We start from the raw sequence: 16,524 nt of genomic DNA, 5'->3' as shown, positions 1-16,524 counted from the left end.
TTTAGGAATTCATTTAGTCATTTGGCACATGTAATAATATACCAACTAAATCCCTTGCGGTCAATCATTTTCTATGGCTTTTTTCAATTTTTACAAACCCGTCTAATCGCATTGGATCCAGCTTTTATCGTTCGTATTTAATCCGTTTTCTGGCAACTATCCTGGCGTTTTTCCCTCTAATTCCTCGCTGTTTTTCTCCCTGATCCAGCAGACAAGAAAAAAAGCCGCCCATCTCTTGCGAGTGGACGGAGTTTTTTTATCTCATTGTTGGGAATAATAAAACGTCGCGAATCGATTGCGCATCTGTCAACAGCATCACTAAGCGATCGATCCCGATCCCTAATCCACCAGTTGGCGGCATACCGTATTCAAGTGCTTCTAAGAAATCTTCATCCACCCCATGGGCTTCATCATTTCCTGCTTCGCGCTCTTTTTCTTGCCCTTCAAAACGTTCTCTTTGATCGATTGGGTCATTTAGTTCCGTGAAGGCATTCGCAAATTCACGACCAACGATAAATAATTCAAAGCGGTCGGTAAAGCGTTCATCTTCTGGATTCTTTTTCGCTAATGGCGAAACTTCCACTGGATGACCGAAGACAAAGGTTGGCTGCTGTAACGTTTCTTCAACAAATGTCTCAAAGAATTCATTGATGATATGGCCAACAGTCATGGCATCAGTGATTTCAACATGATGTTCTTTCGCTAAGCTGCGGGCTTCTTCAACGGACATTGGTTGCCAGAAATCAACACCTGTTTGATTTTTGATTGCATCGACCATATGGATTCGTGCAAAGTCGCTAGCTAGATCGACTTCTTGTCCATCGTATTGGATCGTTGCTGTATGCAAGACTTTTTCAGCAGCATTACGGATAATGCCTTCGGTCAGATCCATCACATCTTTGAAATCTGTATATGCCGTATACGCTTCTAACATCGTAAACTCAGGATTATGGGTCGTATCGATCCCTTCATTTCGGAAAACGCGGCCGATCTCATAGACTTTTTCCATGCCGCCCACGATCAATCGTTTTAAGTGAAGCTCAAGAGCGATCCGTAAATACAGATCCATGTCTAAGGCATTGTGGTGGGTAATGAAGGGACGAGCCGCTGCACCACCTGCTTGATTATGCAATACTGGCGTTTCGACTTCGATATACCCATGACCGTCAAGGTAACGACGAATTTCGCTGATGATTTGGCTTCGTTTCATGAAACGATCAAAGCTTTCTTTATTACTGATCAAATCCAAGTAACGTTGACGGTAGCGTTGTTCTACGTTCGTCAAGCCATGGTATTTGTCAGGCAATGGACGCAATGCTTTTGATAAGATCACGATTTCTTTGGCTTTGATGGTCACTTCACCGGTATCGGTCTTCATGATTTCACCAGATACGCCGAAGAAATCACCTAAGTCTGCGTGTTTGAATACTTCGTAAGGTTCATCCCCTACTTGGTCTTTACGTACATATATTTGAATACGGCCTTCGCGGTCTTGTAAATGCGCAAAACCAGCCTTACCTTTTCCACGTTTTGTAACGATTCTTCCTGCAATGCTTGCTGAAAGATTCATTTCGGCTAATTCTTCTTTGGTTCTTTGATCAAATAACTCATGTAACTCGGCAGAATTATGGGTGCGTTCGAATCGCTTGCCAAAAGGATCAATGCCTTCTTCCCGTAGTTTTTCCATCTTTTCACGGCGAACCAACATTTGATCATTCAATTCTTCTTGTGTTTGTCGTTCCTCTGTCACGAGTTTTCCTCCATTCTTAACTTGGGTTTCCTTCTTATAATGCCAATGATGACGCAAAAAATCAAGCCGAACTTTCGAATCGACTTGATTTGTTTCTTATTCCTTAAGAGTTGCTAGCGGCTGTTTTTCGGTCTTTTCCACAAATGCATCTAATAAATCAAAAATCGTCTGCTTATCTTCCGCTTGATTGATTGCCGCTTTGACTTTGGCTGCCCGCGAAATACCTTTTAAGTAGTACGCAGCATGTTGGCGGAATTCTCGCGAAGCGATTTTTTCCCCTTTTAGATCAGCCAACCGTTCTAAATGAAGTTTCGCTGTCGAAATTTTTTCTCGTGGTGTTGGTTCCGGCAATAACTCGCCTGTCTCCAAGTATTGCTTGGTGCGGTGGATCATCCACGGATTGCCTAACGCTGCCCGTCCGATCATCACTGCATCTGCACCGACTTCTTCCAACATTCGTTTGGCATCTTCAGGGGTTTTGACATCGCCGTTGCCCATAAAGGGAATCGTGATACTTTGCTTCACTTGTTTCAACACGTCCCAATCAGCCGATCCTTCATACATCTGTACACGGGTTCTGCCATGCATACCGATCGCTGCGGCACCCGCTGCTTCTGCGGCTTGGGCATTCTCAACTGCAAAGACGTGCTGCTCATCCCAACCGATCCGCATTTTGACGGTAACGGGCTTGTCGATCGCACTGGAAACAGCATGGACCATTTCATAAACCTTGTCGGGATCTAAAAGCCACTTCGCACCAGCTTCTGCTTTGATGATTTTGTTTACAGGACACCCCATGTTGATATCAATGATATCGGCAGTTGTGTTTTCTGCGACAAATTGCGCTGCTTCTACTAAGGATGCTTTATTCCCACCAAAAATCTGAATACTAAGAGGATGCTCGGTCTCGTCAATAAACAGCATCTCAAGGGTCTTCTTGTTCCGAAGTTGAATCCCTCGATCACTGATCATCTCACAGACGACTAAACCCGCGCCAAATTCTTTGACTGTCACACGAAACGCAGAATTGGTGATCCCTGCCATTGGCGCAACGACGACGCGGTTAGGAATCTCAACCGAGCCGATCTGCCATGTCTGTCTATCTTTCACTTACGCTTCCGCCTCTTTCTTCAATGCCGCCAATTCCGTTTCATCAAAATGATACTTGTTGCCACAAAACGAGCAGACTGCCTCTGCCCCGTGGTCTTCATCGATCATCGCTTGGATCTCATCAGCCCCTAAGGTGATGATCGCCGTCGCAAATTTTTCTTTCGTGCAATCACAATGGAACTGAACTGGCATTTTTTCTAGTACTTCGATCGTCGTATCTGGCAACAATGTCGCTAAGATCTCTTCTGGTGATTGTCCTTCATCGATCAAGGTTGATACTCGAGGCAATTCTCCCAAACGTTTTTCGATGGCATCAATGATCTCTTCACTGGCACCAGGCATGATCTGCAGCATAAAGCCACCGGCTGCCCGAATCGAATCATCGGTTTCTACTAATACACTCAGACCAACAGCAGAAGGAATCTGTTCTGACACTGCTAAATAATAAGTAAAGTCTTCCCCAAGCTCCCCAGAAACGATCGGTGTTTGTCCAGAGAAGGGTTCTTTTAGCCCTAAGTCTTTGATCACGGTAAAGATCCCTTGGTCACCCACTGCGCCCCGAACGTCCAATTTTCCTTGAGGGTTCAACGGCAGACTGATCTGCGGATTTTTTATGTATCCTTTTACGTCCCCACGGCCATTGCTGTCTACGACGATTGCCCCAGCAGGACCATTTCCTTGAATTTTGACGGTCAATTTGTCTTCCCCTTTTAAGGTACTGCCTAATAACAAACTTCCCACCATCGCTCGCCCTAAAGCAGCGGATGCCGTATTCCATGTTTCATGGCGTCGTTGTGCTTCGGCGATCGTTTCTGTTGCCGATACTGCATATGCTCGGACGAAGCCGTCATATGCGAGTGCTTTTACTAAATAATCCTTCATCTTGATTCTCCTTTTTATTCATTAATGAATCATACTAGGAAGCGCCGCTTTTTTCAACTGAATGTGTTTGAATTTAAGGAAAGTCTTCTTAAATAGAAACAAAAAGGCACCGAGTTCCCTCGGTGCCTTGATACGTCTTGTTTTAGGCGTTATCATCTTTGTTTTCTTGATCAGTCGGTTGGCTTTCGCTATTGCGGCGAACGTCTTCCAATTGTTGATCAAAATCGTTTGATGGTGCATCTTCGCTGTGTTTTTCTGCAGCTTGCTTCTCTGCATCTTTTTCTTCCAGCGCACGTTTCGCTTCTTCAAACGTTTGAGCTTTTTCACTAGGATACTCAGAGCTTTCGGTTCCTTCAGGCATTTTGCCTTCTTCAAACAAGGATTTGATTGCTTTGGCATCTAATGTTTCATGTTCAAGCAGTTTTTCAGCGATCAATTTGTGCTGTGCACGGTGTTCTTCAATGATTTCACGGGCTTTTTGATGAGCATCCATTAAAATCTTGCGAACCTCTTGATCGATTTCAAAGGCAACTTGTTCAGAGTACGCTTTTGTTTGACCATAATCACGACCAACAAAGACTTGATGGTTTCCTTCATATTGAACTGGACCTAACTTGTCACTCATTCCATATTCTGTCACCATACTTCTTGCAAGCGCAGTTGCTTGTTCAAAGTCATTGGAAGCACCCGTTGATTGTACACCGAAGATGATTTCTTCAGCCGTACGACCACCAAGCAACCCAACGATTTGTTCAAACATATCTTCTTTGGTCATCAAGAATTGATCTTCTTTCGGCAAGGCGATCATGTAACCACCCGCACGTCCCCGAGGAATGATCGTTACTTTGTGTACCACACGGGCACGACTCAAGACTAACCCAACAATGGTATGTCCTGCTTCATGGTAAGCAACCATTTCACGTTCGCGTTTGTTGATGACCCGGTCTTTCTTCGCAGGACCAGCGATCACGCGGTCTTCTGCTTCATCGATATCTGAAGCATCGATTTTTTTCTTGTTACGACGAGCAGCAACTAATGCAGCTTCGTTCAAGACGTTTTCCAGATCCGCACCAGCAAAGCCTGGTGTTTGTTGGGCAACGACTTTCAAATCAACATCATCTGATAAAGGTTTGTTGCGGGCATGGACACGGAGGATCGCTTCACGACCTTTCACGTCTGGACGACCAACCAAAATCTGACGGTCAAAACGACCTGGACGTAGCAACGCTGGATCTAAAACATCCGAACGGTTCGTTGCGGCAATGACGATCACGCCTTCGTTTCCATCAAAACCATCCATTTCAACCAATAACTGGTTCAATGTTTGTTCCCGCTCATCATGTCCGCCGCCCATACCGGCACCACGTTGGCGACCGACTGCATCGATTTCATCGATAAAGATGATGGCTGGTGCATTTTTCTTCGCTGTTTCAAATAAGTCACGCACCCGGCTTGCACCGACACCGACAAACATTTCAACGAAATCTGAACCAGAGATCGAGTAAAACGGTACGCCAGCTTCACCAGCAACGGCTTTGGCTAGTAATGTTTTCCCGGTTCCTGGAGGCCCCTCAAGTAAGACACCTGCTGGGATACGAGCACCTAATTCAACGAAGCGTCGAGGATCTTTCAAGAATTCCACGACTTCGACAAGCTCTTGTTTTTCTTCTTCTGCACCGGCTACGTCTGAAAAACGCACGCGGTTGGCTTTTTTATCCGCTTCTTTGGCTTTTGATTTGCCAAAGTTCATCACACGGCCGCCACCGCCACCGCCGCCACCTTGTTGGCTCATCATCATGTAGAAGAAGAAAATGATGATCACAAGTGGTAAGAAGCTAACCAAAAGCGATAACCAAATGCCGCTGTTGGATTCTTCTTCGATCGTGGTTTTGACCCCTTCTGCCGAGGCCAAACTGGTGACTTCGCTTAGTGTGGAATCATTCGGTAAAATGATCGTTGAAAAGCGGGTCGAACTCGCCTGTGTATTGCCTAAAACAGACAAGCTGTTGTCATTGCTGACGGTTTGTTCTTCATTGTATTCACCCACGATTCGATACACACCGTTAGCGGGTTGAACAGTAAACTGTTTGATCTTCCCGTCTTTCAGTTGCTCTGTAAACGTGGAGTACTCGATCGTTGGGGTCTGCTGATTGCCATTTCCAAAAATGAAATAAACGACCATGACCATCGCCAACAAGACAAGTACATAATATAAGGTATTTTTTACCATACCGTTATTTTTCTTATTCATGCGTACCTCCCTGGCTATTTTGTTTTATCAATCCTGACCATTTAATTGTATCACAATTGATTTAGAACAGTCACTAATTTGACTGATAAACACTAGGTTTTAAGACGCCAACGTAAGGTAAGTTTCGATATTGCTCTGCATAGTCCAGTCCATATCCAACAACAAACTCATTTGGCACATCGAAGCCGACATAATCTGCATCGATCTCAACAACACGACCTTCTGGCTTATCTAATAACGTTACAATTTTCACTGATTTCGCTTTACGGTATTTGAATAGATCCACCAGATAAGCCAATGTGCGACCGCTGTCAATGATGTCTTCAACGATCAAGAGATCACGGCCCTCAACATTTGTATCTAAATCTTTGATGATCTTGACTTCTCCAGATGAAATCATGGCATTGCCATAACTTGAGACATCCATGAAGTCTAACTCCAAGTAACAATCCATCTCACGAACGATGTCTGCCATGAAAGGAACGGCACCTTTCAGCACACCTACGACTAGAGGATTTTTATCCGCATAAGCCGCCGTTAATTCTTGACCAAGTTCCACACAACGATTTTTGATTTCGTCACGGGAAATCAAAATTTTCTCAATATCTTTATCTAGCATAAAGTTCTCCTTCCAACTCTTACTTCTGATATTTATAAAGAAGTATGTAGTGTATTTTATCAGTTTCTGGCGCAATACTCAAATAGGAAAATGCATGAGGTAGTAAGGCAATCACCTGTTTATCAAGGTTTGTGACGACCCAACTTTTTTCTCGCTCTTCATTAGGAATTTTTGAATCGATAAAAAAACGACTGATCTTTTTGGTCAGGCCACGTGCCAAGCGGATTCGGTCTCCTGGCTGACGCTTACGGACGATCAGCTCAGAGGAATAGTTTAGCGGTAAATCTTGGGAAAACTCTGACCAATTTGTGATTTTTTTGGGAATATGCTGTTCATTTATCGGAAAATACCCAATCCATTCCTTTTCAGAAAGATAGATCCCCTCCCCTAAAACCAGCCGCTGACTAACTTCTGTCAACGGCGCTGCAGGCTTTTGGGGAACAGTAACAGGTTCCAATAACAATTGGTCATAACTGCGCCGCAGCTGCCACTGTTTGTGCAACGCCAATTGCCATTGCCCTTTCTTTTCATCTAGCAGACGCAATACCTGTGGCAGCTGTTTTTGATTGAGGGGCTGCTTCGTAAAAGCCTCTGCTTGCTGTAAAAATCCCGCATAGAAAAAATAACGTTGCGCCGGCGAAAACGTCGGCAGCTGTTGCAGATCGATCACTAAGCGAGCAGCTTGCTGTTGAACGAACGCAGACAACCATTGTTGCTGCTCTTGTTGGATCAGCTGATTGGCGAACTGTACTTCTTCAGAAAGCTGTTGAAAATGTGGCAGCAGCTGCGGATTTTCCGCTTTTAAGGCTGGCACTACTTGCTGGCGTAGTCGGTTTCGCAAATACAGCGGTTCGTGATTGCTTTCGTCTTCAAAGTAGGGAATCTGCTGTGCTTGCGCATAGTCGTAAATCGCTGCCTTGCTGACAGTAAGCAGTGGACGCAACAAGACCCCTGTGTGAAAAGGCTGCTGCTGTTGCATCCCGCCAGCCGATCGCAAGCGACCTTCTCGCATCATCTTCATCAACATCGTTTCTACTTGGTCATCACTGTGATGAGCAGTTAGCAAAACATCATAGCCTTCTTGGGACATGACATCGGCAAAAAACGTATAGCGAAAGTCGCGAGCGCTAGCTTCTACGCCGGTTTCTGGCGGATTTTCCCAACACCGCTCATAAAAAGGAATGCCGCGTTCTTGGCAGTACTGCCGTAAAAAAGCCGCTTCCTTGGCAGATGCTGGACGCAATTGATGGTTTACATGTGCCACGCCAAAACATGGCTCTTTTTGCATTTCGGGAAACAACTGACAAAAGATCTGCAACAAGACCATCGAATCGACGCCCGTCGATACCGCCAGCAAAAAGCGTCGGTTTTTATCAGGATCGATGGCAGTGAGTTGCCCTCGAACGGTTTGAATGACCATCGTTTGACCTCCTTCTCATATGGTACTCCCACAAGAAAGAAAGCTGAAACAAAACGAACCAACAGTTTTGTTCCAGCTTTTTCCAACTTGCTATTCATGTTTAGTTACGGCGTCCGCCGCGGCCACCGCGTTTTCCTTCTGTATTTCGACGTAATGACGAAAGACGATCATCACTATCTTTTAGAAAAGAACTCATCAATGAATCGAAGTCTTGTTTATTTACATTCGTATTTTGATTGCGTGAAAAAGATTTTTTCGGATTTGGTCGATTGAATTCTTTTTTCGGGTATTCACGTTTTTCTTCCGGTTTATCTTCTGCTTTGCGGATCGATAGGCCGATTTTTCCATCGTTGCCGATTGCCGTAACAAGTACTGTCACTTCATCCCCAACAGACAACACGTCGTGAATGTCTTTGACGAATCCGTTTGATACTTCACTGATATGCACCAAACCAGTTTTCCCTTCACCAAGATCAATGAACGCACCAAAATTTGTAATACCAGACACTTTGCCCTTTAGTTTCGCTCCAACTTCGATTGACATATAAAAAATGTTCCTCCTAATTTTTACCCATTTAAAATAATTCAAACTACTGCGCTGAGTAGGTATGACATTGCTTAATCTTGTGACTCTGTGGATGATGATTCTTGTCCACTTTGCGAAGAACGCTCATTGGTGTTTTGAGAATCCGTCCCGTCTGGCAAGACTGGATAGATTTTTTCACCATCTTTTGAGTAGAAGAATCGGCTGCGTGCCAATTTTGCCACATACTCATCGTCTTGCAGCAAGGCAACGTCTCGCTCCAGTGAAGCCACCTTTTGTTCTGCCTCTTTTTGTTCGGCGACTGTTTCCGCCTTATATTCCTTTAGCTTTTGCAGGCGCATTTGATCGTTGAACATTTGAATCCCTACGATCGCAAATATCGCTAATGCCGCCACGAAAAACGCCACCAGCCGACGTCGGCGAAACACGACTTGCCGCCGCTCTTTTTCAAACTTGGCAAATTGCTCTTTCGCATAATCGGTCTGCAATAGTTCTATTTTTTTATTTGATTCTTTTGCCACCTGAACTCGCTCCCGTCGCTGTCTTTGTTTTTTACATTATACCAACATCCGCAAAGCTTGTCTAACTGAAAATGCCGTAAAAATCAAGCATTTTCTGAGATTCTTTCCTCTGAAACGATCTCATACATTTTTGCAGCGTCTTCTTTTTTCGTCGATTCATGCAATTCATTGACTTTTACTTCCAAGACCTTATTCCCGAATTGAATGCGCATGGTATCGCCTACTTTGACGTCACTGCTTGACTTGGCTAATTTGCCGTTGATCTGAATGCGTCCCTTGTCTGCCACTTCTTTGGCCACAGAGCGACGCTTGATGATGCGGGAGATTTTAAGAAATTTATCTAATCTCATGTTTTTCACCTCTTCTTAATAGTTTCTTTCCAAATGGAACTAACAGCCATTCGCGAATCGTTAACAATTTGATTTTGATCGCTGCCCCGATAAAGGCTGCGCCTCCCAGACCGACACCGCCTAGGCAAAAAAGCAGTGCCTGTAGTCGATGGGTCAAAGGACCGTTCAATAAGATCGCAACGAAGCTATAATATAAGAATAGCACGCTTGCCATGATCCCTAAACAAATAAATAGTTTTTTTCCATAATTTCCTTCATGCCAAAAGTGATTGATGCTGCTTTGTGCTCGACGCTGTTCGGAAACCACAAAACAGCATAAGGTCGCGCCTAACCCCAACAGTGTACTGATACTCGCTCCTGCAGTCCCATAAGAAGCAGTCAGCGGCCACATCGATAGACATTTGATCAAAAGACCGATCCCCGCAGCGAGCAAGCCGAAGGTATAGGTATTGCGACTTTGTTGAATGCTTTGATAGGCTTGGATCGTCGCCATCAGAGCGATAGAAAAGACAAACAATACCAGCGCCGCATTGCCAGAACCGTCTTTGAATAAGGCAAAGTTAATATAAGGCAGCAAAATCGCTAAGCCCACGGCGGAAGCCGAAGCAATCCCGATCGTCAGGCGCAAATACATTTTTGCCGACTTTTCAAACAGCTGCTGATTTTTTACCGTCAAATACTTGGTCAACGTTGGTAAAAACGTCGAGCTTAACGCCATCGCCACCACAAGACCTAGTTGGACGAGGGGTTGTCCGCGATCATAGATCCCTTTTGAAATTCGGGCTGCTTGTGCCGTCACCCCCCCCGCTTCTAGCGCATTGGTCAATAAAAACGAATCCGCTAACTGGAACAAGATCAAATAGCCGCTATAAATCGTCAACAGACCGCCTTCTAAGAAGAACCGTTTCTTCAACGAGGCGGATAAACCAGCGGGATTTTCTCCTGTACTGGTGACCGGTTTGTGCCATAGCGACAGGCGTTTGCCGTTGATTTGTCGGCTATAATAACTTAAGATCCACCACGCCGCAAGGCCCCCGACTAAGGCACCCATCATGGCGACAGTCCCCGTTTGATAAATCGTCCAGCCCAATTGCTGGAAAGCTGCCGCAGCACCTAAAATCACACCAACTCTAAGCAGCTGCTCTACGACTTGGGAAACTGCTGTCGGCACCATTTGCAAATTTCCTTGAAACATTCCTCGATAAAAGGTCAAAGGCGGGACAAATAAGAAGGTAAAAGAAACGACTCGAATCAAGCCCGCCAGTTGGTGGTCCCCCATCACTTGTGCGATCGGACCAGCAAATAAAAAGGTCACCGCCCATAAACCGATCGCAGACCAAAGTACGAAAGGCGTCAACGCTTGCAGCCGTTCCTTGCTTTTCAAAGGATCGGGTTCTTCAGCGACGATGCGGGAGATAAACTGTGGCAACCCTGACAACGCTAACGTCATCGCCAATCCATAAATCGGATAGACTTGTTGATACACATAAAACCCTTCGTCCCCTACCAGGTTCTGAAAAGGGACCCGATAAACGGCACTTAAGATTTTTGCGATAAAGGAAGCGATCGTTAAAATAAACGCCCCTTCCATCGTACGCTTCAATTGTGATTTCGGCATCCCGCTGGTTCCTTTCTAGCCTTGGCTGGCGTATTTTTGTTCCCGTAACGCTTTGACAAAATCTTGGATTTCTAATAGCCAGGTGCTTTCCTTCATCACTGGCGGAATCTGTAATTTGATGGTCATTTGCTCATGATCGACACCCATCGTGGCTTTTAATTTAGTAGCTTTCAATGCTTCAAACAGCTGCTCCACCGAATAATTTTTCGTGCCGACTTTACTCAAAGTAAACGACACCGTCTGCTGCTGCTTGCGGATAGTTTCTAACAAGGCACGATCGCCGTTCATTTTGATCTCGCCCACCGTTAAGAGATGTGCCACTTCTACAGGGTATTCACCGAAACGGTCTAACAGATCATCTTGAAGTTCATCAACTGCTTCTTGGGATTCCAGCTCACGAATTCGTTTGTAGATCTCGATTTTTTGCCGTTCGTCTTCAATATACGAAGTCGGTAAGTAGGCATCGATCCCCAGATCGATCTCGACGGTCGTTTTTTCTGTTTGGGTATTTTTCCCTTGTTTCCGAGTGACTGCTTCAGACAGCATTTGCGAGTACATGTCAAACCCGACTGCATCGATAAAGCCGTGCTGCTGCGCCCCCAATAGATTACCCGCTCCACGAATCGAAAGATCTCGCATCGCGATTTTGAAACCTGACCCCAACTCGGTAAAGTCCTTAATGGCTTGCAGGCGTTTTTCACTGACTTCATTCAACACTTTTTGCTGTTCATACATGAAATACGCATAGGCGACCCGATTGCTTCGACCGACACGGCCACGCAGCTGATACAACGTCGAAAGTCCCATGTAATCGGCATTTTCCACAAACAACGTATTGGCATTGGGAATATCCACACCGGTTTCAATGATCGTCGTCGTCACCAACACATCGTATTGCCCTTCAATAAAGTCAAATAAGGTGTTTTCCAATTGGATCTCGGTCATTTGCCCGTGGGCATAAGCGATTCGTGCGTCTGGCACTAACGCCTGCAGTTCTTCGACTTTTCGCTCGATCGTATCGACACGATTATAGAGATAAAACACTTGACCTCCCCGTGCCATCTCCCGTTGGATCGCTTCTCGCACCGCTCCTGGATTCATCTCCATCACATAGTTTTGGATCGGGTAACGATTTTCTGGTGGTGTTTCGATCACAGATAGGTCCCGTACCCCCAGCATCGACATATGCAATGTTCGTGGGATCGGCGTTGCCGTCAACGTCAACACATCGACTTGCGAACGCAGTTGTTTCAAGCGCTCTTTGTGTTTAACCCCAAACCGTTGTTCTTCATCGATCACCAACAAGCCCAAATCAGCAAACTCGACATCTTTTGACAATAATCGGTGGGTCCCCACCAAAATATCGACTTGCCCTTTGCGCACTTGCTCGATCGTTTCATTCTGCTGTTTTTTCGTCCGGAAACGACTCAGTACCCCAACATTGACGGGGAATCCTTCAAAACGATCGACCATCGTTTCATAGTGCTGCTGCGCCAAGATCGTTGTCGGTACTAAGAAAGCCACTTGTTTGCTTTCTTTGATCGCTTTAAAAGCAGCCCGCAGCGCCACTTCTGTTTTCCCAAAACCAACATCCCCGACTAACAAGCGGTCCATCGGCTTTTCTTTTTCCATATCCCGCTTGATCTCTGCCGTACTGCGCAGCTGATCATCGGTTTCCGAATACGGAAAGGCATCTTCAAATTCTTTTTGATAGGCATCGTCTGGTTGAAAAGCATAGCCTTTTTCTGATTCGCGTTTGGCATACAATAAAATCAAATCATCTGCGATGTCTTCAATTTTAGCCGTCACTTTGCGCTTGGTCTTCGCCCACTCGCTGCCACCCAATTTATTGATTTTCGGTGTTTTCGATTCGGAAGCCACATATTTTTGAATCAAATTCAATTGGGTGACTGGAATAAAGAGCTTGTCTTCGTTTTGGTACAAGATCGTCATGTAATCTTGGTGGACGCCATCGACTTCTAAGGTTTCCATGCCGATGTACTTCCCGATCCCATGATTCGCATGGACGACATAATCGCCCGCTTTTAACTCATTGTAGCTTTTGAGCCGTTCCGCATTGGTGACATTTTGCCTGCGGGCTCTTTTTTTGTTCATCTTTTGGAAAATTTCTTTTTCCGTAACCACCACTAGCTTGTCTTGCGGCATTTCAAAGCCGCTTTGCAAACGTTCCACCACGATTTGGGTGCGTCCTGTAAACAGGCGGTCTTGTTGCGTCTGCACGGCATAGATATCATGATCTCGCAGATCTTGCTCTAACTTCTTGGCCCGCTCTTGATCACTGACCAGAAAAATCACCGTCTGCTGCTGCTTCTCCCAGCGATCGATTTCAACTTTCAAGAGACCCATTTGGCTGAAAAACTGCTGCATCGGCCGATATTGGAATTGATGGATCGCTTGGAAGCGAATGTTCCCCATTCCTTTTTGGAATAAAGAAAAGAAGCTGGTCACAAAGGTTTCTTTTTGCAGCAGCTGATGGACATCGATCCCGAATTGCTGTTCAGAAAAGACTCGCAGCTCCGCTAATTTTTGGGTATGCCACTCCGCCTCTTCCCGTTCGATCTCACGATTGGTCTCCATGATCCGAGCATAATCATCGATCATCAAAAAGGCATCTTCAGAAAAATAATCTAAGACGCTCGTTTGCTGACGATACAGCAAATCCGTGTAATAACGGGCACTTTCACCAGGAATCCCCGCTTGCCATTGAGAAACCAACTGGCCAAAATAATCTTCTAAAAAGGCGCGATCGGTTGCTTCTTTGGTGACTGCCAACCGTTTGTTCAATAATTCTTGCAGCTGCTTTTGCCCCGCCGCTAAATCTTCCGCTGAGAAAACCAATTCAGTAGTGGGTAAAATAGCCACTTGCTGCAGCGTTTCCACTGAGCGTTGCGTTTCCACGTTGAAAGAACGCATCGAGTCGATTTCTACATCGAATAACTCGATCCGTACGGGATATTCGGCGTTTAATGGATAAATATCGAGGATGCTCCCACGAATACTGAATTCGCCAGGTTTGCCAATCATTGACTGACGTTCGTAGCCCATCAAGATCAATTGTTGCGGCAAACGCTCTAAATCGATCTCATCGCCGATTTGCCATTGGAATTGGTTGGCTAACCAGGTTTTCTTTTCAGGCAAATACTTTCGCAAAGCCGCCACCGGCAACACATAGATCCCGGTTTTTCCTTGCGAAACAGCATTCAGCGCTGCCACGCGTTCTTCTCGTGCTTCTGGTGAAGAAAAAGCCATTTCGGCTGACAACACTTCATCCACTGGAAAAACATAGACATCTTCCGTCACATTGCGCAGATCTTCGGCTAGTTGATTTGTATAATAGAGATTTGGGGTCACGACGATCACTTGTTTTTGAAATGCCTGATACACACCAGTGATCGCTAATGTTTTTGCCGATCCAGCTAGACCGGTCAGTAATTGCCGGGGGGCCTGTTCACGTAAACCTGTATGCCAAGCCGCCACTGTCGGCACTTTATTTATTAATTCAATTAAATCCATCTCGGCCCTCCTTAGTTAAATCGATTCATTGTGGCAAGAAAGTCGCCGTTGGTCAAGTAATCACTACTTGCCTCGACCGCTTTATCAATACTTTGTAAAACGATGGGCAGATCGTCTTTTGCAAAAGGACTCAGGACATGATTGACCACGGTTTGTCCTGGACGTGGACGATCGATCCCGATTTTGATACGGTCAAAGACTGTTGAATCCAAATGAGCGATCAAACTCTTGATCCCATTGTGGCCACCTGCACTGCCTTTTTGGCGCAAACGAATTTTCCCTAATGCTAAATCGAGGTCATCATAGACCACCACTAGTTCTTCTTGGTAGATGCCAAAATAGGTCATCAACGGGCCTACCGCACGACCGGATTCATTCATGAAGGTTTGTGGTTTGACCAAAAGGATTTTTTCACCATTCAAGAAAAACTCTGCCACCTCTGCTTCAAAAGCCGACTTTTTAAAGGTTGCTTGGTACTTTTGTGCCAACGCATCCACTACCATAAAGCCAACATTATGTTTGGTTTTTTCATATTTTTTGCCAGGATTTCCCAAGCCTACAATCATTTTCATTTTTTATTTACGCTCCATTATTTCTAGTTTCAAGCTGATTCTTCATCTATTTTATCGGTTTTCTTATCCAAACACAAAATACTGGGCACACAAATGCGCCCAGTTCTTTTGCTTAGGTAATTATAACACGAAATGGACTGTTATGGTGGCACCCTCTTGCTCAGTTTTTATCTTTCTTAACGAATCTTAATAAAACCTTGATATATCTTCTTTTTGACGTAATAACAAAGAAAGCATTTACAACTGAAACAGCGATATTTTGTGTAATATTGTTGTGCAAATCACATGACAAACATACTTGAAAATGGTAGGATGATAGCGAGTAAAACAATTATGCGGAAGGAATGATACACAGATGACTGCAAAAACGAACAAAAAAGATCACCAAAAGGTAATTCTTGTTGGAGACGGTGCGGTTGGTTCTAGTTACGCGTTTGCGCTGGTGACCCAAAACATTGCGCAAGAAGTCGGAATCATTGATATAAATACAGCAAAAACAGAAGGCGACGCAATTGACTTGTCCCATGCTTTGGCATTTACTTCCCCTAAAAAAATCTATGCCGCTTCTTATGAAGATGCACATGATGCTGATTTAGTCGTTATTACTGCTGGTGCGCCTCAAAAACCAGGCGAAACCCGTTTAGACTTAGTTCATAAAAACTTGAAAATCAACCGTGAAGTAGTTACCCAAATCGTTGATTCAGGCTTTAACGGAATTTTCTTAGTTGCAGCAAACCCAGTCGATATTTTGACTTATTCTACTTGGAAATTCTCAGGCTTCCCGAAAGAACGCGTTATCGGTTCAGGTACCTCATTAGACTCTGCCCGTTTCCGTCAAGCATTGGCTGAATTGGTCGATGTCGATGCCCGTAACGTCCATGCCTATATCTTAGGGGAACACGGCGATTCAGAATTCCCTGTTTGGTCTCATGCCAACGTAGCTGGCCTACAAATCTATGAATGGGTCAAAAATAACCCAGACATCGATGAAGAAGCAATGGTCAACATTTTCTTCAGTGTTCGTGATGCAGCCTACACCATCATCGAGAAAAAAGGTGCGACTTTCTATGGGATCGCGGTAGCCTTAGCACGAATCACTCGCGCGATCTTAGACGATGAAAATGCTGTTTTACCATTGTCTGTGTACATGAACGGCGAATACGGCTTAAACGACTTGTACATCGGTGCGCCTGCAGTTATCAACGCCCAAGGGATCCAAAAAGTGATTGAGATCCCATTGACGGATGGTGAAAAAGACCGGATGGCCGCTTCGGCAAAACAATTAAAAGATATTCTTGATGAAGCTTTTGCAAAATTAGATGCGGAAGACAATCAATAATTTCTTTTCCCTCG

The 16,524-nt window shown here is 44.9% G+C and carries 13 protein-coding genes; 1 reads left to right on the top strand and 12 read right to left on the bottom strand.

The annotated features are described in order from the left end of the window. Positions 1-256: 256 nt before the first annotated feature. The 12 genes from lysS to pth all read right to left on the bottom strand — a co-directional run bounded on the left by lysS (position 257) and on the right by pth (position 15,171). Positions 257-1,750, bottom strand: a complete 1,494-nt coding sequence (lysS, locus tag Q1X33_RS10425; protein WP_005230758.1) for a lysine--tRNA ligase — start codon at positions 1,748-1,750, stop codon at positions 257-259. A 96-nt stretch (positions 1,751-1,846) separates the two neighbouring features. Then, positions 1,847-2,860, bottom strand: a complete 1,014-nt coding sequence (dusB, locus tag Q1X33_RS10420) for a tRNA dihydrouridine synthase DusB (RefSeq protein WP_005230757.1) — start codon at positions 2,858-2,860, stop codon at positions 1,847-1,849. Continuing rightward, positions 2,861-3,742 carry an Hsp33 family molecular chaperone HslO gene (gene hslO / locus Q1X33_RS10415; protein ID WP_005230756.1) on the bottom strand — a complete coding sequence of 294 codons (882 nt, stop codon included), beginning with the start codon at positions 3,740-3,742 and terminating at the stop codon, positions 2,861-2,863. 142 nt (positions 3,743-3,884) lie between these two features. After that, positions 3,885-5,993: an ATP-dependent zinc metalloprotease FtsH gene (gene ftsH, locus Q1X33_RS10410; protein ID WP_005230753.1), complete on the bottom strand. Its 2,109-nt coding sequence runs from the start codon at positions 5,991-5,993 to the stop codon at positions 3,885-3,887. A 73-nt stretch (positions 5,994-6,066) separates the two neighbouring features. Then, a complete protein-coding gene (hpt, locus tag Q1X33_RS10405) occupies positions 6,067-6,612 on the bottom strand; it encodes a hypoxanthine phosphoribosyltransferase (RefSeq protein ID WP_005230750.1) in 546 nt (181 codons plus the stop codon). A 19-nt stretch (positions 6,613-6,631) separates the two neighbouring features. After that, complete coding sequence (gene tilS, locus Q1X33_RS10400) at positions 6,632-8,032, bottom strand: tRNA lysidine(34) synthetase TilS (RefSeq protein WP_005230749.1); 1,401 nt, start codon at positions 8,030-8,032, stop codon at positions 6,632-6,634. 100 nt (positions 8,033-8,132) lie between these two features. Further along, positions 8,133-8,576, bottom strand: a complete 444-nt coding sequence (locus tag Q1X33_RS10395; RefSeq protein ID WP_010748998.1) for a S1 domain-containing RNA-binding protein — start codon at positions 8,574-8,576, stop codon at positions 8,133-8,135. Positions 8,577-8,650: 74 nt separating this feature from the next. Further along, the gene (locus Q1X33_RS10390) at positions 8,651-9,097 is read right to left on the bottom strand and encodes a septum formation initiator family protein (RefSeq protein ID WP_005230746.1); all 447 of its coding nucleotides are present in this window, start codon (positions 9,095-9,097) and stop codon (positions 8,651-8,653) included. Between the two features lie 83 nt (positions 9,098-9,180). After that, entirely contained in the window at positions 9,181-9,447 is a 267-nt protein-coding gene (locus Q1X33_RS10385; RefSeq protein ID WP_005230745.1) for an RNA-binding S4 domain-containing protein, read from the bottom strand. Beyond that, complete coding sequence (locus Q1X33_RS10380; protein ID WP_005230744.1) at positions 9,434-11,065, bottom strand: polysaccharide biosynthesis protein; 1,632 nt, start codon at positions 11,063-11,065, stop codon at positions 9,434-9,436. The genes Q1X33_RS10385 and Q1X33_RS10380 overlap by 14 nt, the downstream gene beginning before the upstream one ends. Positions 11,066-11,080: 15 nt before the next feature. Continuing rightward, positions 11,081-14,599 carry a transcription-repair coupling factor gene (gene mfd, locus Q1X33_RS10375; protein WP_301969660.1) on the bottom strand — a complete coding sequence of 1,173 codons (3,519 nt, stop codon included), beginning with the start codon at positions 14,597-14,599 and terminating at the stop codon, positions 11,081-11,083. Positions 14,600-14,610: 11 nt separating this feature from the next. Then, on the bottom strand, positions 14,611-15,171 hold the full coding sequence (gene pth / locus Q1X33_RS10370) for an aminoacyl-tRNA hydrolase (protein ID WP_005230721.1): 561 nt from the start codon (positions 15,169-15,171) through the stop codon (positions 14,611-14,613). A 355-nt stretch (positions 15,172-15,526) separates the two neighbouring features. Here pth and Q1X33_RS10365 point away from each other — a divergent pair, with 355 nt between their 5' ends. Next, entirely contained in the window at positions 15,527-16,510 is a 984-nt protein-coding gene (locus Q1X33_RS10365) for an L-lactate dehydrogenase (protein WP_005230720.1), read from the top strand. Positions 16,511-16,524: the final 14 nt, after the last annotated feature.

The organism is Enterococcus sp. B2E4 (assembly GCF_030499455.1).
Taxonomy (GTDB): Bacteria; Bacillota; Bacilli; order Lactobacillales; family Enterococcaceae; genus Enterococcus_D; species Enterococcus_D casseliflavus.
The sequence above is the reverse complement of the archived record's forward strand: the minus strand, read 5'-3'. Positions and strand labels throughout refer to the sequence as shown.